Source organism: Schaalia odontolytica, assembly GCF_002847525.1.
Classification (GTDB): Bacteria; Actinomycetota; Actinomycetes; order Actinomycetales; family Actinomycetaceae; genus Pauljensenia; species Pauljensenia odontolytica_B.
On the sequence record NZ_PKKM01000002.1, the window covers coordinates 25,930 to 47,731 of the forward strand.

The following is a 21,802-nucleotide window of genomic DNA, read 5'->3' on the forward strand; positions in this document are numbered from 1 at the left end:
GTCAGTGTCCTTTCGCGGTCGCGCTCATGCGCCGCATGTACGGGTGGTCGGCGAGCTGGTCGGGCGTGCCCAGCGCAATGATGCGGCCTGCCTCGAGAATGGCGATCTGGTCGACGCCGGCGATGGACGCTGCGCGGTGCGCGATGACCAGGACCGTCTTTCCTTGGACGAGGCGGGTCAGCGCCGCCTGGATATCGGCTTCGGCCTCCGGATCGGTGAAGGCAGTGGCCTCGTCGAGAACGAGGATGGGGGCATCGACGAGGAGAGCACGCGCAATCGCGATTCGTTGAGCTTGGCCACCCGAGGGATGCGCGTCCTCCCCAATGACGGAGTCGAGGCCTCGGGGCAGGGAACGCAAGTAGTCGTCGATGCGCGCGGCCCCGGCGGCCGCCCACACCGCTTCGTCGCTGGCGTCCGGGACTCCCAGCGCGATGTTGTCGCGCACGGAGATGTCGAGGAGTTGCGGATCCTGGAGGACGAAGGAGACGTGCCGGTAGAGAACATCGGGGGCGATGTCGCGAGCATCAACCCCGCTGATGCGCACGTTCCCACTATCCGGGTCAGCGAAGCGCGCAACCAGCGTCGCGAGCGTCGATTTTCCCGATCCGGAGGACCCAACGAGGGCGGTCACCGAGCCCTCGGGGATGGTCAGACTGACGTCGTCCAGCGCGAGGGTCGCCCCGTAGGAGAAGGACACGCCATCAATCTCGATATCGGCTCCCTCCGGCGCTGAACTCCCCTCGGCAGGCAACGGGGCGACCGAAAGTAGGTCCACGATGCGCAGCGCGGCGGCCCCAGCGATCTGGTAGGCCCAGGTCGTCGTACCCAGCACCTCGATGGCCGCCGGGATGACGAGGGCGATGAGCGCGCAGGTGATCACCTGGACCGGGCTCACGATGCCCAAGGCCACGAGCGCGGACCCTCCCGCCGTCGAGATAAGCAGGATCAGGGAGGGAGATACGGTCGCCTGCCCAAGCGCAGAGCCTTTCAGCAGGGGGCCGCACCAGTCGACGTAGAATCGAGAGAAGTCCTCGGTGGCCCGGGTGAATCGCTCGTGCGAGCGCCCCACGGTCCCGAATGCCTTGACGACGCTGATGCCGGAGACAAACTCGACCATCGTGGACGAGACGCGCGTCAGGTGACGGTCCATCTCGGCGGTCTTTTCCCCCATGCCTCGCATCATCCACGCGTTGAGGAGCCCGTAGACGGGCAGCGTGGCGATCGACAGGAGTCCGAGTCGCCAGTCGACGACGAAGGCGTAGATGAGCAGGGACAGCGGTGCGCTGACGGCGGCAGCGGATTCGACGGGGGCGTGCGCGATGACCGTGTGCACGTCATGCGTGTCGTCCTGGATCGCCTTGCGCACGGCCCCCGAGTTCGTGGATGTGAACCAGGCGAGGGGCGCTGCGGAGAGGACACCCACCATGCGGGAGCGCACGATGTGCCCAAAACGCACGTCCGCGAAGTGAGTGACGGTCAGCGCGATGAAGTAGATGCCGTATCGGAGGCCGAACGCACCGGTCAGCCACATGAGTAACGTCATCACCTCGGCGCGATCAGGCGAGGCACCCGAGCGGGCCGCCTCCAGCAGCACCTCCCCAAGCTGGACGAGGATGACGTAGGGGGCAACCGCGAGCGCACCGTAGATGAGCCCGAGCACCCGGGAGAGCATCATGGATCCACGGATGGGAGCGGTCAGCTCCTTGAAGGCGCGCTGGCCCGCGAGGTGCGCCGCACGCGGGTCGCCAGCGGCGGTCTTGTCAGCGTGCGGATCGCTCGGGGACGAGGCAGTGGTGTCCTCGTGCTCGTCGGTGTCTGTCATTGGTGGTCTCCTTCGCGGGCGCACGTGGCACCCGTCGGCGTGAGTGTGATGAGTCGATCCGCGCAGGCCGAGGCGAACTCGCCGTCGTGGGTAACAACGATGACGGCCGCACCTTCGTCGGCAATGCGGCGCAGGGTGGACGTGATGGAGGTGAGGTGTCGCGCGTCGACCCCTGACGTGGGTTCGTCAAGAATGACGATGCGGCGCCCGGTGGCACGCGCGGCTGCGATGACGAGGCGTTGTTTTTGTCCTCCCGACAGGCTCAGCGGGTGCCGATCCCCCAGGTGCGCGAGGTCGAAGTCACCCAGGAGCTTCTCCGCGTCCTCGCCGCTCGCCTCCGAGGCTCCGATCGTGAGTTCACCCGCAAGCGTGTCGGAGAAAAGCTGGCGTCCGGTCTCCTGCATGACGAGCGCGCACGCGGACCGGCGCTGCCGACGATTGGTAGCCCGCCCGTCCAGTGTGATCGTCCCGGTGCCGGGAGCGGCCAGCCCGCACAAAACGCGCACGAGGGTCGTTTTCCCAACACCGTTCGCTCCCGTGATGCAGGTGATCTGCCCGGCCGGGAAGTCGGCGTTTAACCCTTCGAACACGGGGGTGTTCCCGTAGGAGAAGCTCAGATCCCGGCAGGACAGGCGCGCTCCCCCATCGGTCGAGGCCGCGGTCTCGGAGTTCCGCGAGGACACCCATGCCTCGGGCGGGCCGGGATCCACGAGGGTGCGTAGTCCGAGCGACTGCCGCTGCGCGTCATCCATCGCGTAGAACTCCTGACCGCTCCACGCGCGCGTGACCTCCCCATCCTCCATGAGGAGAACCTGGTCGGCGAGCCCCCGCAGGAAGTGAAGGCGGTGCTCGACGACGACGATCGTCATCCCCTGCTCTTTGAGAACTGTGAGAGCGCGACGCACGTCGGCGATGGCGTCTGGGTCCAAGTTCGACGTCGGCTCGTCGGCGAGGAGGACCGGCGCCCCGGAGGCAAGCGCGCAGGCAAGTGCAACCTTTTGGAGCTGCCCGCCCGACAGGCTCGACAGCTTCCTGTCCATCAGGTGCGAGATGCCCATGAGCTCGGCGGCGCGCGTGCTGGCCTCGATCAGGGCCTCGCGATCGCGGCCGTAGTTCTCGCCGCAGAAGGCCAGCTCCTCGGCGACGGTGTCGCAGAAGAACTGGGTGCGCGGGTTCTGGAAGACCGATGAGCACAGGTGTCCGACCTCGGTCAGGGGGACCTCGGCGAGGTCGCGCCCATCAATCCGCACCACGCCTTCCAGTTCTCCCGGGGTCATCTGTGGGACGAGGCCGGTGAGCGCCCGCATGAGCGTCGACTTTCCGCAGCCGGAGGCTCCACACACGAGCGTGAGGGTGCCAGGCCGGGCGGACAGATCGACCCCACGCAGGGCTTCCACTCGGTCCCCCGTCAGCTCGCTCACGTAGGAGAACGATAGGGATTCAACGTCAATCATGGGAGTACTCCGAGGTGAGCGCTGACCTCAATGGCGATAACGCCGGCGACGCACACGAGGGCGACCGCGTCCCAGACGCTGGCCCGCAGCCGCGTCAGCGACGTGGGGCGCGTCGGGCCGCCGAGGCCTCGGATAACGCTGGAGGCCGCCAGGTCGTCGGCCACGCGCGCGATAGAGGACAGCAGGGGAACCAGAAAGCGCTCAGCGATCACGAGGGGGTGACGCAGAACGCCACGCACCCCGAGGTCGACGCCACGCATCTCCATCGCTTCACGGATGGCCACCGCCTCTGAGCCCACCGTCGGAATCACGCGGAAAGCAACGGCAAGAGCGTCGACGAACACACGCGGCAGGTGAACCGCGCGTAGCGCCGCTTTCATCTGACCGATTCTCGTCGTGCGGTACACGTAGAGGGCCAGGCCAAAGCCCGCGAAGAAGCGCGCAAACCAGAATGCGATCGCACTGCACGTGCCGATCACAAGGACCACGCCTCGCGGCGATCCCATGCCCTCGAGCCAAGCGACAAGGAGGGGCGAGCCAAGGCTCAACGCGTCGCAGACGAGGCACCCAAGCCCCGTGCGCACCGCCGCCCGACCGCCGGCCTCCCACGCGAGGGCGACCACCGCAAGCAGTTGGACCGCAAGGAGCGTGGACGTGGGGCTCGCGCGCATGACGAGCGCGTTGAGGACGAGGAGGGCCAGAAGTTTCGTTCGCGGATCGAGCTTGCTCGTGGCCTCACCTGGGGCGGCCTCGGCGAGCGAGATCTCAGGCAACGCCGGCCTTCGCGAAGTGCTTGCGCAGCAGGAAGCGTCCAATGAGTCCACCGATGCACGCGACGATCATCGCGACGACAACCCACACACTGATGACTGCGGGGCTGAAGAGGGCTCGCATGCTATCCGCGTAGTCCTGGCCCATCTGGGATGCGACGTCCTCGTAATAGGGATCCGGAGCGAAGAAAATGGGGGCAAGCGGACCGATCATCCACAGGGAGAACAGCATGTATGCGGCGATGTTTCGAGGGGCACTGACGTAACCGCCACCCCGGGCGATGAGATCACCCAGGAAACCGAGGATCAGGGTAACTGGAATGGTCACCCACGCGTGCCCGGTCACCACCATCAGGAAAGCGACGATGCCTCCCATGATCGTGAGCGTGCCGAACATACGCGAACGCACCAGCATCAGCATGACGACCGATCCGTTGAGCAGCAGTCCGACGATCCAACCGACAAACATGAACGCCGGACCAAAGAATCCCAGCATTCCCGAGCACCACATGAGAACGAAGTAGACGGCGGTGAACGCACCAATCGTGACGGCCGAGCGCGCCTTTGTAACGCCCGAACCTGCAACCTGAGACATTATCGTGACCCTTCACGAACATAGGTTTATAGAAGCGAAATAAGGTTACCCTATTCCGCGCCTATTGTGTGTGACCTATGTCCCCTATTTCGTCCGGGGACGCCACCAGCTCATCCCACGAGCACCCCACAAACAAAGCGAGGCCCCGCGCAGCGGTGCTGCGCGGGGCCCCGATGCTTGATCAGCGAGCGCGGCTCACTTCTCGATGAGGTCCTTGACCTTGGTGACATCCACGGGGATGCCGGGGCCCATCGTCGTGGCGACGGCGCCCTTGAGCAGGTAGCGGCCCTTCGAAGAGGTCGGCTTGAGACGCAGCACCTCGTCCAGGACGGCGGCGTAGTTCTCGGTCAGCTGCTCAGCGGTGAAGGAGGCCTTGCCGACGATGAACGCCAGGTTGGCGTGCTTGTCGACGCGGAACTCGATACGACCACCCTTGATCTCCTTGACGGCCTTCGCGACATCCATGGTCACGGTGCCCGTCTTGGGGTTCGGCATGAGGCCACGGGGGCCGAGGACGCGGCCGAGGCGGCCAACCTTGCCCATCAGGTCGGGGGTAGCAACGGCGACATCGAAGTCGGTGTAGCCCTTGGCAACCTTCTCGATGAGCTCGTCGCCGCCGACCTCGTCGGCGCCTGCGTCGATCGCTTCCTGAGCGCGCGGACCAACGGCGAAGACCAAGACCCGGGCGGTCTTGCCGGTGCCGTGCGGCAGGGAAACGGTGCCACGGACCATCTGGTCCGCCTGGCGGGGGTCGACACCCAGTCGGAAGACGACCTCAACGGTCGAGTCGAACTTGGTGACGGTGGTCTCCTTGGCCAGCTTCATGGCCTCGAAGGGGGTGTACAGCACGTCCGCGTGGACCTTCTCGGCCGCTGCGCGGTAGCTCTTGGAGCGCTTGGTCATTCTGCTTCTTCTCCTTGCAGTCGTGGGTGTCGGGCAGCGCCTGCCCTACCACGGGGGGGTTGGTTGAGGTCAGCCCTCGACGTTGATGCCCATGGAGCGGGCGGTGCCGGCGATGATCTTGGCAGCAGCCTCGACATCGTTGGCGTTGAGGTCAGCCATCTTGGACTGGCCGATTTCGCGAGCCTGATCCATCGTGATCGAACCAACCTTGACGGTGTTGGGGGTGCCGGAACCCTTCTGGATGCCAGCAGCCTTCTTGATGAGCTCAGCGGCGGGCGGCGTCTTGAGGACGAACGTGAAGGAACGATCCTCGTAGACGGTGATCTCAACGGGGATGATGTTTCCACGCTGCGACTCGGTGGCCGCGTTGTAAGCCTTGGTGAACTCAACGATGTTCACGCCGTGCTGGCCCAGAGCGGGGCCGACGGGCGGTGCGGGGGTAGCGGCGCCGGCTGCGATCTGAAGCTTGATCAGGCCGGTGACCTTCTTCTTCGGTGCCATGAATGCGGGTCTTTCTTCTGAAGTTCTGGCCGACGGGTGTCGGTCAGGGCGGAGCGTTTGGCGCTGCTCACTGGGTTTCAGTGGGCATAGTGCGCCCTACGCACACAAAAGTGAATCATAACGCGATTCCGGGCTTGATCCCAAGTCCGGGTGCGTGATGTCACTGCTCGAGCTTCTCCACCTGGTCGAAGCCGAGCTCGAGCGGCGTCTCGCGCTCGAAGATGGTGACGAGGACCTTGAGCTTCTGAGTCTCGGGCATGATCTCGGAGATCGTGGCCGACATGGTCTCGAAAGGTCCGTCGGTGACGGTGACGATCTCGCCGACCTCGAACTGGGTCTGGACGACCTGGACGGGTGCGGGCTGATCCTTGGCGGCCTCGGCGGCTTCCTCGAGGACGTTGGGCGTCAGGAGCATGACGACCTCGTCGATCGAGAGCGGCACGGGGTTGTGCTGGTCGCCCACGAAGCCGGTAACGGCGGGGGTTTCCTTGACGACGCGGTACGAGGCCTCGTTGAAGTCCATGCAGACGATCGCGTAGCCGGGGATACGCACGTGGCGCACGCGCTTCTTCGCGTTGCCGCGGTACTCCATGACGTACTCGTCCGGAACCTCGACGGCGAAGATGTAGTCTTCCATGTTCTGCGTGGTGATGCGCTGCTCGAGGTTCGCCTTCACCTTGCGCTCGTGGCCGGAGTAGGTGTGGATGACGTACCAGTCGCCGGGGGACATGTAGAGCTTGCGGCGCAGCTTGGCGATCGCTTCCTCTTCGGACGAGGCCGGGGCCTCGTCGTCAGATTCGGTTTCCTTCTCGGCGACCTCCTCGGCCACCTCGTCAACGATTGCCTGGGCGGCTCCGTCTGCCAGCGCCTCGGCGGTCTCCTGCTGGACCTCTTCCTGGTGCTCCTCGAAGGCCTGTTCCTCGGTGTAGTTTTCGTCGCTCACGACGTATCCCTCCTGCAAATGGGGCCGGACCGTAGAAGAAACCCGCCTGCAGTGTCCTGCGGGCGGGTTCGTCGGTCTCAGCCGAAGATCAATGCACTTAGTTTACCGAATCCGAAGTCGAGTAGGCCAGCGAAAAGCATGATTGCGGCGACAAACACAACGACGACGAGGAAGTAGGTCCAGGTTTCGGATCCCGTGGGGTAGGTGACCTTCTTCATTTCGTCAATGACCTGCTTGAAGAAGAGCCAGATGCCACCGAAGAAACCGGGGCGCTTGTTCTGCTCCTTGGCAGCCTCGCTACGCTTGCGGGTCGCCTCATTCTTAGTGCGATCTCGGCGCGAGGATTCAGCATCCGAGGCAACACGATCGGCCATGGGAATCCTCCTACGAAAATGATCAGCCTAATCCGCAGGGCAGGCGGGACTCGAACCCACAACCGCCGGTTTTGGAGACCGGTGCGCTACCAATTGCGCCACTGCCCTACGCAGGAAAACCTGCCTGACGAACATTAGTGGATAAGGCGGCGCTTTGTCCAACCGAGAAGTGTGTCGGCGGGTCACATGCCGCGAAATACCGGCCCCGACCTCGTAAATGAGAGGTAGCCCACGCGCACATCGCGTGCGCTCTCCGCCACACACGCGCGCGCGACGTGGGACCATGGAGGGGTGACCAATACTCCTCGCACCCGTGTCTCTGATCGTTTCAACGCCATCACGCCGTCCGCGACCCTGGCCGTGGACGCGAAGGCCAAGGCCCTCAAGGCCGCCGGCCGCCCGGTGATCGGCTTCGGCGCCGGCGAACCCGACTTCGCCACGCCCGACTACATTGTCGAGGCCGCCGTCAAGGCCGCGCGCAACCCCGCGATGCACCGCTACACGCCCGCCGCCGGCCTCCCGGCGCTGCGCGAGGCCATCGCTGCTAAGACCCTGCGCGACTCCGGCTACGAGGTCTCCCCCGCCGACATCGTCGTCACCAACGGCGGCAAGCAGGCAGTCTTCCAGGCTTTTGCCGCGCTGCTGGGCCCCGGCGACGAGGCGATCCTGCCGACCCCCTACTGGACCACGTACCCCGAGGTCGTCAAGCTCGCCGGTGCGACCCCCGTCGAGGTGTTCGCCGGCGCCGACCAGGACTACAAGGTGACCGTCGAGCAGCTCGAGGCCGCGCGCACCCCTCGCACGAAGGTCCTCCTCATGTGCTCGCCGTCCAACCCGACGGGCAGCGTCTACACGCCCGAGGAGCTGACCGCGATCGGCCAGTGGGCCCTCGAGCACGGCATCTGGGTCATCTCGGACGAGATCTACGAGCACCTGCTGTACGAGGACGCGCAGACCGCGCACATCGTCAAGCTGGTGCCCGAGCTGGCCGACCAAGCCGTCATCCTCAACGGCGTTGCCAAGACCTACGCGATGACCGGCTGGCGAGTGGGCTGGATGATCGGCCCCTCCGACGTCATCAAGGCCGCGCTGTCCTTCCAGTCGCACCTGACCTCCAACGTCAACAACGTCGCCCAGGAGGCCGCGCGCGCCGCCGTGTCGGGTTCCCTGGACGCCGTGGACGAGATGCGCGTCGCCTTCGACCGTCGCCGCCGCCTCATCGTTGACATGCTGCGCCAGATCGACGGTTTCGACGTTCCGACCCCCAAGGGCGCGTTCTACGTCTACCCCTCCGTCGAGCGTCTGCTGGGCCGCGAGATCCGCGGCCGCGTGGCCAACACGTCGGGCGAGCTCGCCGACCTGATCCTCGACGAGGTCGAGGTCGCGGCTGTCCCGGGCGAGGCCTTCGGCCCCTCCGGCTTCCTGCGCTTCTCCTACGCCCTGGCCGACGATGACCTCGTCGAGGGCATCACCCGCGTGCAGGAGCTCTTCGCCTGATGCACGTCTCGTTCGAACGGACAGCGCAGGAGGCCCCCCTCGGTACGGTCCTCCTCGCCCACGGGTACGCGGAACACAGCGGGCGCTACGCCCACCTGCGCTCCGCACTCACCCGTGCCGGTTACGACGTCGCCTACTACGACCACGCGGGCCACGGGACCTCTGAGGGTCCCCGCGCCCGCGTGGACGTGGGCGCGCTGATCCGCGACTTCGGTGACGCGCGCCGGGCGACCCTCGCACACGCGCGCACGCCGGACCTGTTCCTGTTCGGACACTCGATGGGCGGCATCATCGCGGCCGCCTCCACGATCCTCGATCCGACGCGGCTGCGCGGCACGGTTCTGTCCGCGCCGGCGCTGCGCCCCCTCCCCCACGTCTCCCCGTCCCAGGCGCGCAGGCTGCTGCCGATCGCCAGGCTGCGCCCCGGTCTCGTCGTGGCGAAGGGCGCGTCCGACATGGAGGTCTCTCCCCTGTCGCGCGACCCGCAGGTCCAGCGCGACTTCGACGCGGACCCGCTCACCTACAAGGGCGGCGTGCCGATTCTGACGGGCGCGACCATGATCATTCAGGGCGACGAGGTCATCGCGCGCGCCGGCCGCCTGGCCTCGCCGACGCTCGTCATGCACGGGTCGGGCGACCTGATGGCGGACCTGCGCGGTTCGCGCGAGCTCGTGCGCGGGGCACGCGCGGCGCACCCGGACGCCGACATCCACCTGCGCATCATCGACGGCGCCTACCACGAGCTCCTCAACGAGCCCGAGGGCCCCGGCCTGATCCGCGACATCATCATCTGGCTCGGGGAGCACTAGGCCGTGGAAGCGCCCGCTGTCCCTAACCTGACGGCCCCGCGCCCCACCCCACCGGGCAGGCGTGACCTCGCGACCCTCCCCAAGGCCCACCTGCACCTGCATTTCACGGGTGCCATGCGGCCTACGACCATGGTCGAGATGGCGCGCACGCAGGGCGTGCGCCTGCCTCCTCACCTGCTGCACATCGACGCGGCGTCCATGCCGGCCGACGGGCGCGGGTGGTTCCGTTTCCAGCGCGCCTACGACTCCGCGCGTCACCTCGTGCGCTCCGAGGCCGCGATGCGCCGCCTCATCCGCGAGGCCGCCGAGGACGACGCCGCCGAGGGCTCGGTGCGCATGGAGATTCAGGCCGACCCCACGTCCTACGCACCCTACGTCGGGGGTATCACCCCGGCCCTGGAAATCATCATCGACGAGGCCCGCCTGGCCTCGCGCGATACCGGCGTCGACATCGGGGTGATCGTCGCGGCGTCACGCATGAAACACCCGCTGGACGCGCGCACACTCGCGCGCCTGGCCGCCTCGTTTGCTGGAGATGGTCCCGGCGAGGTCGTTGGTTTTGGCCTGTCGAACGACGAGCGCGTGGGCTCCACGGCGTCGTTTGCCCCCGCGTTCCGCATCGCGCGCCGCGCGGGGCTCGTGGGCGTTCCGCACGGCGGTGAGCTCCTGGGCCCATCCTCCGTACGCGAGGTTGTGTCCGCTCTGGCACCCGCCCGCCTCGGGCACGGGGTGCGCACCAGCGAGGACCCGGATCTGCTGAAGGCCGTCGTGGATGCGGGTATCGCCCTGGAGGTGTGCCCGACGTCGAACGTGCACCTGGGGGTCTACACGGACTTTTCGCAGGTGCCGCTGCCGACGCTGATATCGGCGGGGGCTACCGTCGCGCTGGCGGCGGACGACCCGCTGCTGTTCCGCTCGCGCCTGGTCGCCCAGTACGAGGTCGCGCGCGACGTGTTTGGCCTGTCCGACGAGGCCCTGGCAGACCTGGCGCGGTCCTCTATCGACGCGTCGCTGGCCTCGCCGACGCGCAAGGCGGCCTGGAAGGCCGATATCGACGCGTGGCTGGCGGCCGAGCCCGTGGCGTAGTGCTTGTGCGGGGTGCACCCACAGCAATGCCCACATCGCAGAGCACCGCGACGACCGACGGTTCGCATCCGGATAGGTTATGAACACGCGGATAGGTTACGAAGATCCGGATAGGTTATTAACCTATCCGGATGCGCATAACCTATCCGGATCGTGACAACCTATCCACGTAACGGATCCGCGAGCGCAGGATCAGCACAGTTCTCCCACAATCTCGCACGTAATTCCCCCACGCCTCTTTCAAACATTGAAACCAGAACGTTGATATCCTGCGGTTTTCAGGGCGCGCTTCAAGACAACCGACGGGGAATTACGTGCGAAATTTGGGGAGGTCCCTCTACGGGATCTCCGGAATGATGCCAACAACGGGCGCGGCGCACAACGGCCAGGTGGCCCGCTACCAGGCGATGCCGACCGTGACCGGCTCGGGCACCAGGGTCACGCCAAATGCCTCAAAGACCCGCTCGCGCACGGCGCGGGCCAGGGCCTCGATGTCGGCGCCCGTCGCGCCGCCGCGGTTCGTCAGGGCCAGCACGTGCTTGGTGGACAGGGACGCGCGCGGCGGGTCCCCGGCCTCGGGCAAGTGGAAGCCCTTGCCACAGCCCGCGTGATCGATGAGCCAGGCGGCGCTCGTCTTGACGAGGCCCTCCCCCGCACTAAAGCGAGGCGCGCCCTCGGGCAGGGAGGCGGCCACGGCCTCTGGCAGGATTGGGTTCGTGAAGAAGGAACCGGCGCTCCACGTGTCGTGATCGTCCGCATCCAGGACCATGCCCTTGCCGCGGCGCAGATCCAGGACGGTGGAGCGGACCAGGGATGCATCGGCGCGTTCCCCGGCCTCGACGCCGAGGCGGCGCGCCAGCTCGGCGTACATGACGGGGGCGCTCAGGGGCGAGCACTCGAGGCGGAAGTCCACGGAGAGCACCACCCAGCGGCCGGTGGGGCCCCAGGGGCGGTCGTTCAGGCCGGGCTGGCCGACGCTGCGCTTGATCGCCGAGGAGCGGTACGCGAAGCCAAGGTCGGAGGGCAGCAGGCGCACGACGATGCCCGTCAGGCGGTCGTAGGCCTCGACGCTCTCGATGGTCTCGGAGACCTCGTGGCCGTAAGCGCCAACGTTCTGCACGGGGGACGCGCCGACGGTTCCGGGGATGCCGGAGAGTGCTTCGACGCCGCAGAGCCCCTCTGCCAGCGTCCAGGAGACGAACTCATCCCAGACCGTGCCCGCGCCAGCGCGCACGACGACAGATCCGGCAGGGTCCTCGTGGATGATGGAGGCGACCTCGCCGAAGGGCTGCACGTCGACGACCGTGCCCTCAAAGGGGGCGTCGGAGGCCAGCAGGTTAGACCCTCCGCCCACGACGAGGAGCGGGCCGCCAGCGGCGTCGGCCGCGGCGACAGCGTCCACGAGGGCATCGGAGGACGTGGCGGGCACGAGGCGGGCGATGGGCCCGCCCACGCGCAGGGTCGTCAGATCAGCGAGGGTCGTCATGCCCCTAAGCCTAGTCGCCGAAGGCGAGGTCCGTGCGCTTCGTCCCGCGGCGGTCGGGCACCTGCCCGGCGAGCACGATCGCGAGGAGGACCGGCAGGGCCACGAAGGCCAGCGCACGGTGGTAGCCGATGTGGTCGGCGATGAGGCCGAGGAGCGGCGGGCCGATGAGGGCCGCGCCGTAGTTGACGGTCGAGAGCACCGAGACGCGCGCGGGCGTCATCACGGGGTCGACGGACAGCGCCGAAATGCCCAGGGGGAAGCCGAGGGCTGACCCGATGCCCCACAGGGCAATACCCGCGACCGCGAACAGGTGGTGCGGCGCGAAGGCCACGAGCAGCAGGCCCACGACCGCACCGGTGAAGGTGATACGCAGCAGCATGGGCGAGCCCAGGCGTGCCTCGAGGCGCGGGGACGCGAAACGCACGATCGTCATCATGAGCAGGAAGAACGCAAACGCCGCCGAGGCCGCCGCGGTCGAGTATCCGTAGCCATCGACCATCGACAGGTTGAGCCAGTCGTTCGCCGCACCCTCCATGAGGCCGGCACTCATGACCATGAGTGCGATGAGCACGGTCTGCTTCTCGCGCCAGGCGACGCGCGTGAGGCCCTTCGCCTTGTTCGACGAGGCCTCTCCCCCATCGCCCTTGTCCTGCGCGGGTGCGAGGGCCGCGACCTCCTCCTTCGTCAGGTAGAAGCCAACGGCAGTGCCGCAGGCGAGAAGCTCGAGGGCCGCCAGGCCGAAGAGGTGGGCGCCGAGGGGCAGGCCCATCTGGGAGGCGAGCGCGCCGAGGAGCGCGCCTCCCAGCATGCCGACCGCGTACATCGCCTGGATGATGGGCACGACGGTGCGACGCACGGCCGCCTGCACGAGGCCGGCCTCGATGTTCATGGTGGCGCCCCACAGGCCGTTGCCCGCGGCAAGCAGCACAAGGCCAAGAGTGGCCAGCGGAATCGACACGTTGAGCGCGCCAATGCCCGCGCATACGATGCCCAGAGCCCAGATGGCGACGCCAATGCGGCCCGAGGCCCGCGCGCCGATCTTGGTGACGATCGGGCCGGAGGTCGGCAGGGTGAGCAGAGAGCCGAGGGAGGCGATGAGCAGCATCGTGCCGATCGTCGCCGGGGTCAGCCCGAGGTCGTCGCGCACGTCGGGCAGGCGCGAGAGCCACGCGGAGGTGCCGAAACCGAGGCACACGTAGACGACGCAGGTGGCACGAAGGGCGGCGTGAGCACGAGAGGACGGGACAGACATGCGGGGTAATATACGCGCTTTCCCGGGAGAAAAACGCAGTGCGCGGGCGGGTGTTGATCACCCGCCCGCGCACTGTCACAACAGCGACAGGATCAGCCCTCGACGGCAGCCTTGAACCAGGTCGTGATCGACGTGGGGTGCGTGATGGCGGTGCCGACGATGACGGCGAAGGCACCCGCCTCAATGGCGGCGGCGGCCTGCTCGGGCGTGTGAACGCGGCCCTCGCAGATCACGGGGACGTCCGGGAACGCGGCGACGACCTCGCGCAGCAGCTCCAGGTCGGGGCCGTCGGTCTTGACGCGGTCACCCGTGTAGCCGGCCAGGGTCGTGGACACGATGTCCACGCCGGCGTCGACGGCGCGCTGGGCGTCCTCGAAGGAACCGCAGTCAGCCATGACGAGGGTGCCGTCCTCGCGCAGGGCCGCGACGGTCTCGGCAAAGCTCAGGCCGTCGAGGCGCGGGCGGCCCGTCGCGTCCAGGGCGACGATGTCGGAGCCGGCCATGACGCAGGCGCGGGCATGACGCAGCGAGGGGGTGATGTACACGCCCTCGTGGCCTTCCTTCCACAGGCCGATCACGGGCACGTCGACGCGGCCCTTGATCGCGGAAATGTCGGACAGGCCCTGGCAGCGAATCGCGGCGGCGCCACCGATCTCGGCGGCGCGGGCGATCTGGGCCATCGTCTCGGGGTGGCGCATGGGCTCGCCCGGGTACGCCTGGACGGAGACGATGAGCTTGCCCTTCAGGTTTGCAATGAGCGGGTGCATGGTTTTCTCCTATGCGTGCAGGAAGAATGAAACGGCTCCGAGCAGCGGCGCATCGCCGCCGAGGGAACCAACGAGGATGGGGGTGTCGGCGACGGGCGTCATCGCGGAGGCCGCGAAGCCTTCGCGCAGGGCGTCCCACCAGATGTCCCCGGATCGGGTCATGGACCCGGAGAGGATGACGACGGCCGGGTCCACGCAGTTGACCAACGAGGCCGTGGCCTCGCCAAGCGCGAACGCGGAGCGGGAGAAGCAGGCGGCGGCCAGGGCGTTGCCGGATTCGGCAAGATCCTGCAGGGCGCGCCCGCCGTCGACCTCGGGGTCGGACTCGCCGCGCAGCGAGTCGTACCAGGCCGTGATGCCCGAGCCGGAGCAGAAGGACTCGATGTGTCCCTTGCGACCGCACGAGCACGTCATGTCGGGGGCGAAGTGGTGGTGGATGTGGCCCACGTGTCCGGCGATGCCGCGCGACCCGAAGAAGACCTGGCGGTCTTCAACGAGGGCGCCGCCGATGCCGGTGCCGACGGCGATCGACAGGACGGTGCGGTAGGGCTGGCCGGCGCCGAGCGTGGCCTCGCCCAGGCCGTGCGCGTGCACGTCGTTGAGGACGCGCACCTTCAGGCCGGTTGCCTCCTGAAGCAGAGAGCCCAGGGGGGTGCCTCCCCATCCGGGCATCGTGCCCGTGGCGGAGACGATATCGCCGGTCGACGGATCGACGACGCCAGCGCTGGCGACGGCGACACCCTCGACCTGCGGGTGAGAAGCGACCAGGGACGAGGCAAGTTCGCAAATGCGTGCCGCCACGTCCGCTCCGCCGCGCATCGCGTCGGTGGGGATCGATCCGCGCTCGGTGACCTCGTAGGTGTCACCGGCCTCGACGATGCCCCACCCGACCTTGGTGCCACCGATGTCGAGGGCAAGGAGCGTAGTCATGAGGATCCTTACGAAAAGTCAGGGGTATAAGAAAATCGACGAGGCCGGGGCGCGCGCCCGAAGGCGCGCAATATGCGGAACGGAACTGCCCCGGCCTCGTCGACGTATCAGGAGAGCAGGCCGACCGAGCGCAGCACGGAGGCGACGTGCTCGACGTTGTCACCCTCGAGGGCGGCGACGGGGCGCGGCATCTCCGGCGAATCGAAGACGCCGAGCAGGTGCAGGGCGGCCTTGAAGGCGCCGACGCCCGCTCCGAAGCCCTGCACGCCCTTCACCTGGACGATGCGCATGAGCTCCGCGAGGCGGTCCTGCTCGGTGCGCACGGCCTCCCAGTCGCGGCGCTCGTAGGCCTGCCACTGGCGCACGTAGCCCTCGGGGTCCACGTTGGCCAGGCCGGGCACGGAGCCGTCCGCGCCGGACATGTAGGCGCCGTCGACGACGACCTCGTGGCCGGTAAGGAGCTGGAGCGGGTGGCCGGCGGCCTCGTTCGCCAGGCACAGCCAGCGGAACGCGACGTCGTCACCGGAGGAGTCCTTGACGCCGTCGATGACGCCATCGCGGCCCAGGCGCATGAGCAGGTCGGGCGACAGCTTCGTGTGCACGCACACGGGGATGTCGTAGGCCCACAGCTCGAGGCTGGTGTTCTCCTTGAGGATGCGGAAGTGACGCTCGACCTCGGTCTCGCCGCCGAGGGCATAGAACGGGGCGGTCGCGACGACGCCGGTAGCGCCGCCGATCTCCTCCACGGCCTTGATGTTCTCGATGACGCGCTCGGTCTCAGTGTCGATGACACCGACGAGGAGCGGGATGCGGCCGTCGACGATGCGCACGGCTTCACGCTGGATCTGGGCGCGACGCTCGGCGGTCGAGAAAGCGACCTCACCGGTGGAGCCGGACACGAACAGGCCGTCGAGGCCTGCCTCGATCAGGCGGTTGATGTGACGCTCGAGCGAGGGGACGTCGAGCTCGCCGTCCTTGAGCGGAATGGCCAGGGGCGGCACGACGCCGCGGATCTTCGAAGACATAATTACTTCTCTCCTTCGAGGTTGGGGTGCAGCAGCGAGGGCGCGGCGCCCAGGAGCTTGCGGGTGTAGGGGTCCTCCGGGTCGGCGAGCAGCTGTGCGGCCGGCCCTTCTTCGACGACCTTGCCGCCGTTCATGACGGCGATCCGGTCGGACACGTAGCGCACGGTCTGGATGTCGTGCGAGATGAAGACCATCGCCAGGCCCAGTTCCTTCTTGAGGTCCGTGAGCAGGTTCAGGATCTGTGCTCGCACCGACACGTCGAGTGCGGAGGTGGGCTCGTCTGCGATGATCGCATCCGGGCCGATGGACAGGGCTCGGGCGATGGCCACGCGCTGGCGCTGGCCACCCGAGAGCTGTCCGGGAAGCGCGTCGAGCGCGCTCGAGGGCAGGCCGACGAGCGAGATCAGTTCACGCACGCGCTTGGCTCGCGAGGCCTCGTCCCCGATGCCGTGCACGCGTAGCGGGTCAGCGAGCTGATCCTGGACGTGCATGCGGGGGTTCAGGGCCGTCGCGGGGTCCTGGAAGACCACGGAGACGACACGACCGATCTCCCGGCGGGCGGCGGCGCTACGCTTCGTGACTTCCTTGCCGTTGAAGAACACCTGGCCGGCGGACGGCATCTGCAGGCCACACATGACGTTCGCGGTCGTGGACTTGCCACAGCCGGACTCGCCGACGATGCCGAGCGTCTGTCCGCGCTCGATGCGCATATTGACGCCACGCACCGCGTGGACCTTGTTGGGCTTGAACAGGGAGCCGGTACGCGAGGTGAAGGTCACCTCGACGTTCTTCAGTTCGATGATCGGGGTGTTGTCGCTCATCGCGTTTCCTCCTGACCGTTCGTTTCCTGCGCGAAGGCGTCAGCCTCGTCGCGGGGCGGCAGAGCCGCGTACACGTGCTCGGGACCGACCTCGGTGAGGACCGGGCGAATGTCCAGTCCGTAATCGGGGTGCGAGGACCGCGGTGCGAAGCGGTCGCCCACGGGGAAGTCGCGAGGCGAGGGCACCGTGCCGGGGACCTGGTGGAGTCGGCCGGAGCCGGACTCGATCGAGAGGACGGCGCCCAGCAGGCCGCGCGTGTACTCGTGGGTCGGGTGCGTGAGCAGTTCCTTGGTGGGGGCCTGCTCGATGACCTGGCCGGCGTACATGACGGTGATGTGGTGTGCCACCTCGGCGACGAGCGCCAGGTCGTGGGACACGAAGATCATGGCGAAGCCGAGCTTCTCGCGCAGCTCGTTGAGCAGTGCGATGACCTGCTTCTGGACGGTGACGTCCAGGGCGGTGGTCGGCTCGTCCGCGATGATGAGCTTCGGGTCGCGTGTCAGGGCCATGGCGATGAGAACACGCTGGCGCTGGCCGCCCGAGAGCTCGTGCGGGTAGGACTCGAGGGTGCGCTTGGGATCCAGGCCCACGAGCTCGAGGAGTTCCTCGGCACTGCGGGTGCCGCCGCGGCTGGTCAGCTGCTTCATCTGAGCCTTGATCAGCATGGCGGGGTTCAGCGACGACAGGGCGTCCTGATAGATCATCGCCATCTCGTGGCCGAGCAGCGCGCGGCGCTCCTCACCCGACTTCTCGAGCAGGTTCTCACCCTGGTAGAGGATTTCGCCCGTGATCTCAGCCTTGGGGTCGATGAGGCCCATGATGGTCAGGGCCGTGATCGACTTACCGCAGCCGGACTCGCCCACGAGGCCCATGGTCTCGCCGGGGCGGACCTTGAAGGAGACGTGGTCGACGACGTTGACGTTGCCGTGACGCTCGAACTTGATGCACAGGTCGTTGACCTCGAGCAGCGGGGTCTTCTCCAGGTGTGCCTCGAAGCGGTCGGTGCGCTTGCCTTCGACGGACTCGAGGTCGTCGAGGCGGGCCTGCAGGGACTCGGCCTGCTCGGCGTAGGCGCGACGCGGGTCGAGCAGGAGCTTGTCTGCCTCGCGGTCGGTGTCCTTGTCGACCTGAGCGACGGCCGCAGACGCGGGAGCCGCCACCATGGCGTCGGTGATGCCCTCAGACAGGATGTTGAGGCACAGGACCGTGATCATGATGAACAGGCCCGGGAAGAACGCGGTCCACCACTTGCCCAGCAGAACCGACAGGTTCGACGAGGCCTCGGACAGGACGTTGCCCCACGTGGCCACGGTGGTCGCCTGGAGGCCCGAACCGATGAAGGTCAGGGAGGCCTCGAGGATGATCGCGTCGGCGACGAGGACGGTCGCGAACACGAGCACCGGGGCGGCCGTGTTGCGCATGACGTGCTTGGTGAGGATCCAGGGGGCGCGGGCGCCGGAGACGATCACCGCGCGGACGTAGTCCTCACCGTAGGCGGCCATCACGTTCGCGCGAACGATGCGCGACAGCTGCGGGATGTACACGAATGCAATCGAGCAGATGATGACGACGACCAGGCCGAAGGTGTTGCCGGACTTGGACAGCGTGCGCCCGAAGACCAGGACGGAGACAGCCGCCATGGCGATGCCCGGCACCGCCATCACGATGTCCATGACGCGCATGATCGCTTCGGAGAAGGACTTGCGCACGACCGCTGCAATCGAGCCGATGATCGCGCCGAAGAAGAGGGCGATCAGGGTCGAGCACAGACCGATCATCAGCGAGAAACGTCCGCCGTACAGGACGCGAGCGAAGATGTCACGGCCGACGTGGTCGGTTCCGAACAGGTGCTCGCCGGACGGGGCACTCCACTTGTCGAAGATGTCATCGGGACCGTAGGGAGAAACGTAGGGCGCCAGGATCGAGACGAGGACGATGAGGGCAAGGATGCCCATCGCGATCTTCGATCCGGTGGACATCGCACCGATACGCGAGAAACGTGCGCCCTTCGCGGTGACCTTGCCGAGCTTTTCTTTCTGATTCATGCCTCACACCGACCTAATACGCGGATTGATGAGCAGGTAGAGCATGTCAACGATGATGTTGACGACGATGAACGCGATCGCGACGACGAGCGCGCCACCCTGCACCAGGGTGACCCAGTTTTCCTGGATGCCCTTGAGCAGGACCGCCTTACCCATTCCATCGATGGAGAAGATAATTTCGATGACGACCGCGCCACCCATCAGGTAGCCGATGCGCAGGCCGAGGACGGTCACGGGCGTGATGAGCGCGTTACGCAGCACGTTGCGGGCCACGACGATGTTCTTCGGGATACCGGCGCCAACCGCGGTGCGGACGTAGTCGCGATCCAGTTCCTCAACCATTGAGGTACGCACGACTCGCGTCATCTGACCAATGACGGGAACTGCCAGGGCGATAGCCGGAAGGAGCATCCGCAGGAACCAGCCGCTCGGATCTTCGCTGAACGCAGGCAGCGGGCCGGAGACCGGAAGCTTCTGAACAAATCCCAGGACCAGCAGCGCTGCCAGCCAGAAGGACGGGGTGCCGATGCCGATGACCGAGAACACGCGGATGACCTGGTCGGGCCAGCGGTCGCGGTACAGAGCGGCGAGAACACCGAGGGGGAAAGCGATGATGACGGCGAAGAACAGGCCGAGGAAGGTGAGCTGCAGGGTAATCGGAAGAGCCTGAGCAACCAGATCGGTCACGTGGTTGGACGTGCCAACGCCGTAGGTGCCGAGGTCACCGTGGAGCATGTTCCACAGGTAGTGACCGTACTGAACGAAGAAGGGGTCGTTGAGACCGTGCTGCACACGGTACTCTTCGAGAGCTTCGGGGGTCGCGGTCTCACCCAGTGCCGAGTAGGCGGGGTCAATCGGAGACAGCGACATGATGAAGAAGACGAGGAAGGACACACCGACCACCATGATCGGCAGAGCCACCAAACGTCGTCCGATGAGTCGCAGAAGGTTATTCACTGCTAGACCTCCATTTTCAACGGATTTTGGCAATAAGAAAGGAGGGGTGGCGCCCGACTGTGGCGTCTGCCTCAGGGCGGGGCTCCACCCCTCCTCTCTTGTGGTCCCTCTAGGGGACTTACTTAGCGCTCACACCCAGCAGCTGCAGGCCGGTGGAGGAGATCGCCTGGAATCCTTCCACCTTCTGGGGGTTGGAGCCGGTGATCATGTTGCGGAACACGAGCGGGAAGATCACGGTCTTCTCAGCGAGCAGATCCTGAGCCTCGCCCCACTTGGCCTTAGCGGCGTCACCGTCGAGCTGAACGGCCTCATCCATGATGGACTGCAGCTTGTTGAAGGACTCGGGGTCCGAGACCTGCCAGCCGTCACGCTTCTTGGTCCAGACGTTGTCACCGTTCCACCAGGAGATGATGATGCCGGGGTCGGTGCCGAAGACCGAGGGGTCGCCGGGGGCCAGGACGATGTCGTAGGTGGGGTTGTCAACGTCGGTGACGTTGGCGTAGAGGTCAGACGAAGCCATCTGCGTGTGGTTGACCTTCAGGCCCAGGGCCTCCAGGTCGGACTTGATCTGGGGAACCAGGGAGAGGACCCACGGGTGGTCCGTCGACACCAGGTTGACCTCGAGGCCGGAGACGCCAGCGTCGCTCAGGAGCTTGGCGGCGGCATCCTTGTCGTAGGACAGATCGGTCGAAGGCTTCTTGTAGGCGGGGTTCGCCTCGGGCAGGAAGGAGGTCGCCTCAACGGCCTGACCCTCAAGCGCGGAGCTGATCAGCTTCTGCTTGTCGACAGCCTTGAGGATCGCGCGGCGAACCTCGGGCTTGTCGAAGGGTGCCTTCTGCGTGTTGAACATCAGGAAGGGGTTGCCGTAGCCGGGCTTGGACTCAACGTTCCAGCCAGCGCCCTTGAGCTGATCCTGCGCGGAGGCGGGAACGGCTTCCATGACATCAATCGTGCCACCGATGGCGGCGGCGAGGCGGGCGGAGTCATCCTTGAGGGACTGCCACTTGAGGGTGGCAACCTTCGCGGGCTCGTTGCCGGTGTAGTTCTCGTTCGGAACAGCGGTGATCTCGGTCGCCGTGATGTTCTCGTACTTGTAGGGGCCGGTACCGATCGGCTTCGCCTTGAGCGAGTCTTCGTCCATCGACGCGGGGACAACGCGGACGTTGACGAAGCGCTCCTTCAGGTTGGCGAAGGGGTGCTTCAGCTTGATCGTGATGGTGTTGTCGTCCTTGGCTTCGACGGAATCGACGAAGGTGAAGAACTGACGGTAGATCGACTTCTCGGAGGTCGCGCGCTCGTAGGAGGCCACGAAGTCGGCGGCGGTCACGGGGGTGCCGTCGGAGAACTTCGCGCCGTCGCGCAGCTTCACCTCGTACTCGGTGTCGGAGATCTTCTCCGGGTCACCGGCGGCCAGCGCGGGGCTGACGGAGTAGTCGGCCATGTTGAAACGGTACAGGCCCTCGAGGACCTGCCAGTTCGCACCCATGCCGAGAGCCGAGGTGGTGATCGGGCCGTAATCGGTGGTCTCGTAGGCGACACCGGCGGTGATCGTACCCTTCGGTCCTTCGGAGGCCTTCGAGCCGCCGTCGGTCGACGTGGTGCTGGTGGACGATCCGCCGCCGCACGCGGTCAGGATCATGGCGGCAGCTGCGGTCAGTGCAGCGCCGGTTGCGAAGTGTTTACGCATTCGCATGTTCTCGCTCCTCATCTTCGAGAATTGGGACGTGCGGTTCTGTTGTTCCGCTCGCTATACTTATTCTATGTT

Annotated in this window: 20 protein-coding genes and 1 tRNA gene; 3 read left to right on the top strand and 18 right to left on the bottom strand. The window is 66.6% G+C overall.

The window, feature by feature from the left end; translation table 11 throughout:
• Position 1: 1 nt before the first annotated feature.
• The 9 genes from CYJ22_RS01285 to CYJ22_RS01325 form a co-directional block, all read right to left on the bottom strand.
• Positions 2-1,822: an ABC transporter ATP-binding protein gene (locus tag CYJ22_RS01285; RefSeq protein WP_101600497.1), complete on the bottom strand. Its 1,821-nt coding sequence runs from the start codon at positions 1,820-1,822 to the stop codon at positions 2-4.
• Positions 1,819-3,276, bottom strand: coding sequence for an ABC transporter ATP-binding protein (locus CYJ22_RS01290; protein ID WP_101600500.1), 1,458 nt, complete (start codon positions 3,274-3,276; stop codon positions 1,819-1,821). Before CYJ22_RS01290 ends, CYJ22_RS01285 begins: the two co-directional genes overlap by 4 nt.
• On the bottom strand, positions 3,273-4,049 hold the full coding sequence (locus CYJ22_RS01295; protein WP_034464771.1) for an energy-coupling factor transporter transmembrane component T: 777 nt from the start codon (positions 4,047-4,049) through the stop codon (positions 3,273-3,275). The genes CYJ22_RS01290 and CYJ22_RS01295 overlap by 4 nt, the downstream gene beginning before the upstream one ends.
• On the bottom strand, positions 4,042-4,641 hold the full coding sequence (locus tag CYJ22_RS01300; protein ID WP_034464769.1) for an MptD family putative ECF transporter S component: 600 nt from the start codon (positions 4,639-4,641) through the stop codon (positions 4,042-4,044). Before CYJ22_RS01300 ends, CYJ22_RS01295 begins: the two co-directional genes overlap by 8 nt.
• Before the next feature lie 195 nt (positions 4,642-4,836).
• Positions 4,837-5,544 carry a 50S ribosomal protein L1 gene (rplA, locus tag CYJ22_RS01305; RefSeq protein ID WP_034464767.1) on the bottom strand — a complete coding sequence of 236 codons (708 nt, stop codon included), beginning with the start codon at positions 5,542-5,544 and terminating at the stop codon, positions 4,837-4,839.
• Between the two features lie 69 nt (positions 5,545-5,613).
• Entirely contained in the window at positions 5,614-6,045 is a 432-nt protein-coding gene (gene rplK, locus CYJ22_RS01310) for a 50S ribosomal protein L11 (protein WP_003792281.1), read from the bottom strand.
• Positions 6,046-6,205: 160 nt separating this feature from the next.
• Complete coding sequence (gene nusG / locus CYJ22_RS01315) at positions 6,206-6,988, bottom strand: transcription termination/antitermination protein NusG (protein ID WP_101600502.1); 783 nt, start codon at positions 6,986-6,988, stop codon at positions 6,206-6,208.
• A gap of 77 nt (positions 6,989-7,065) precedes the next feature.
• Positions 7,066-7,362, bottom strand: a complete 297-nt coding sequence (secE, locus tag CYJ22_RS01320; protein ID WP_007587566.1) for a preprotein translocase subunit SecE — start codon at positions 7,360-7,362, stop codon at positions 7,066-7,068.
• A gap of 35 nt (positions 7,363-7,397) precedes the next feature.
• Positions 7,398-7,470, bottom strand: a tRNA-Trp gene (locus tag CYJ22_RS01325).
• 183 nt (positions 7,471-7,653) lie between these two features.
• Here CYJ22_RS01325 and CYJ22_RS01330 point away from each other — a divergent pair.
• From CYJ22_RS01330 to CYJ22_RS01340, 3 genes are read left to right on the top strand one after another with little or no spacing between them, the layout of a single operon-like run.
• Positions 7,654-8,859 carry a pyridoxal phosphate-dependent aminotransferase gene (locus CYJ22_RS01330; protein ID WP_101600504.1) on the top strand — a complete coding sequence of 402 codons (1,206 nt, stop codon included), beginning with the start codon at positions 7,654-7,656 and terminating at the stop codon, positions 8,857-8,859.
• On the top strand, positions 8,859-9,668 hold the full coding sequence (locus CYJ22_RS01335; RefSeq protein WP_101600507.1) for an alpha/beta hydrolase: 810 nt from the start codon (positions 8,859-8,861) through the stop codon (positions 9,666-9,668). Before CYJ22_RS01330 ends, CYJ22_RS01335 begins: the two co-directional genes overlap by 1 nt.
• Positions 9,669-9,671: 3 nt before the next feature.
• Positions 9,672-10,754, top strand: a complete 1,083-nt coding sequence (locus tag CYJ22_RS01340) for an adenosine deaminase (protein WP_101600510.1) — start codon at positions 9,672-9,674, stop codon at positions 10,752-10,754.
• A gap of 397 nt (positions 10,755-11,151) precedes the next feature.
• Here the strand turns inward: CYJ22_RS01340 and CYJ22_RS01345 are convergent, their stop codons facing one another.
• The 9 genes from CYJ22_RS01345 to CYJ22_RS01385 all read right to left on the bottom strand — a co-directional run bounded on the left by CYJ22_RS01345 (position 11,152) and on the right by CYJ22_RS01385 (position 21,730).
• Positions 11,152-12,240, bottom strand: coding sequence for a UDP-N-acetylmuramate dehydrogenase (locus tag CYJ22_RS01345; RefSeq protein WP_101600513.1), 1,089 nt, complete (start codon positions 12,238-12,240; stop codon positions 11,152-11,154).
• A gap of 10 nt (positions 12,241-12,250) precedes the next feature.
• A complete protein-coding gene (locus tag CYJ22_RS01350; RefSeq protein WP_101600516.1) occupies positions 12,251-13,492 on the bottom strand; it encodes an MFS transporter in 1,242 nt (413 codons plus the stop codon).
• Positions 13,493-13,584: 92 nt separating this feature from the next.
• Positions 13,585-14,259 carry an N-acetylmannosamine-6-phosphate 2-epimerase gene (locus tag CYJ22_RS01355; protein ID WP_007587569.1) on the bottom strand — a complete coding sequence of 225 codons (675 nt, stop codon included), beginning with the start codon at positions 14,257-14,259 and terminating at the stop codon, positions 13,585-13,587.
• Positions 14,260-14,268: 9 nt separating this feature from the next.
• Positions 14,269-15,189, bottom strand: a complete 921-nt coding sequence (locus CYJ22_RS01360; RefSeq protein WP_048671577.1) for an ROK family protein — start codon at positions 15,187-15,189, stop codon at positions 14,269-14,271.
• 107 nt (positions 15,190-15,296) lie between these two features.
• Positions 15,297-16,214 carry a dihydrodipicolinate synthase family protein gene (locus CYJ22_RS01365; RefSeq protein ID WP_048671574.1) on the bottom strand — a complete coding sequence of 306 codons (918 nt, stop codon included), beginning with the start codon at positions 16,212-16,214 and terminating at the stop codon, positions 15,297-15,299.
• Positions 16,215-16,216: 2 nt separating this feature from the next.
• Entirely contained in the window at positions 16,217-17,035 is an 819-nt protein-coding gene (locus CYJ22_RS01370; protein ID WP_034464746.1) for an ABC transporter ATP-binding protein, read from the bottom strand.
• A complete protein-coding gene (locus CYJ22_RS01375) occupies positions 17,032-19,080 on the bottom strand; it encodes a dipeptide/oligopeptide/nickel ABC transporter permease/ATP-binding protein (RefSeq protein WP_101600518.1) in 2,049 nt (682 codons plus the stop codon). Before CYJ22_RS01375 ends, CYJ22_RS01370 begins: the two co-directional genes overlap by 4 nt.
• A 3-nt stretch (positions 19,081-19,083) precedes the next feature.
• Positions 19,084-20,037, bottom strand: coding sequence for an ABC transporter permease (locus CYJ22_RS01380; protein ID WP_007587560.1), 954 nt, complete (start codon positions 20,035-20,037; stop codon positions 19,084-19,086).
• Positions 20,038-20,155: 118 nt separating this feature from the next.
• A complete protein-coding gene (locus tag CYJ22_RS01385) occupies positions 20,156-21,730 on the bottom strand; it encodes an ABC transporter substrate-binding protein (RefSeq protein ID WP_101600521.1) in 1,575 nt (524 codons plus the stop codon).
• Between the last annotated feature and the right edge of the window lie 72 nt (positions 21,731-21,802).

Coding starts and splice junctions, on each gene's coding strand:
- CYJ22_RS01285 (WP_101600497.1), bottom strand. CDS start 1,822: ATGACAGACACCGACGAGCACGAGGACACCACTGCCTCGTCCCCGAGC.
- CYJ22_RS01290 (WP_101600500.1), bottom strand. CDS start 3,276: ATGATTGACGTTGAATCCCTATCGTTCTCCTACGTGAGCGAGCTGACG.
- CYJ22_RS01300 (WP_034464769.1), bottom strand. CDS start 4,641: ATGTCTCAGGTTGCAGGTTCGGGCGTTACAAAGGCGCGCTCGGCCGTC.
- rplA (WP_034464767.1), bottom strand. CDS start 5,544: ATGACCAAGCGCTCCAAGAGCTACCGCGCAGCGGCCGAGAAGGTCCAC.
- rplK (WP_003792281.1), bottom strand. CDS start 6,045: ATGGCACCGAAGAAGAAGGTCACCGGCCTGATCAAGCTTCAGATCGCA.
- secE (WP_007587566.1), bottom strand. CDS start 7,362: ATGGCCGATCGTGTTGCCTCGGATGCTGAATCCTCGCGCCGAGATCGC.
- CYJ22_RS01335 (WP_101600507.1), top strand. CDS start 8,859: ATGCACGTCTCGTTCGAACGGACAGCGCAGGAGGCCCCCCTCGGTACG.
- CYJ22_RS01345 (WP_101600513.1), bottom strand. CDS start 12,240: ATGACGACCCTCGCTGATCTGACGACCCTGCGCGTGGGCGGGCCCATC.
- CYJ22_RS01350 (WP_101600516.1), bottom strand. CDS start 13,492: ATGTCTGTCCCGTCCTCTCGTGCTCACGCCGCCCTTCGTGCCACCTGC.
- CYJ22_RS01355 (WP_007587569.1), bottom strand. CDS start 14,259: ATGCACCCGCTCATTGCAAACCTGAAGGGCAAGCTCATCGTCTCCGTC.
- CYJ22_RS01360 (WP_048671577.1), bottom strand. CDS start 15,189: ATGACTACGCTCCTTGCCCTCGACATCGGTGGCACCAAGGTCGGGTGG.
- CYJ22_RS01365 (WP_048671574.1), bottom strand. CDS start 16,214: ATGTCTTCGAAGATCCGCGGCGTCGTGCCGCCCCTGGCCATTCCGCTC.
- CYJ22_RS01370 (WP_034464746.1), bottom strand. CDS start 17,035: ATGAGCGACAACACCCCGATCATCGAACTGAAGAACGTCGAGGTGACC.
- CYJ22_RS01375 (WP_101600518.1), bottom strand. CDS start 19,080: ATGAATCAGAAAGAAAAGCTCGGCAAGGTCACCGCGAAGGGCGCACGT.
- CYJ22_RS01385 (WP_101600521.1), bottom strand. CDS start 21,730: ATGCGAATGCGTAAACACTTCGCAACCGGCGCTGCACTGACCGCAGCT.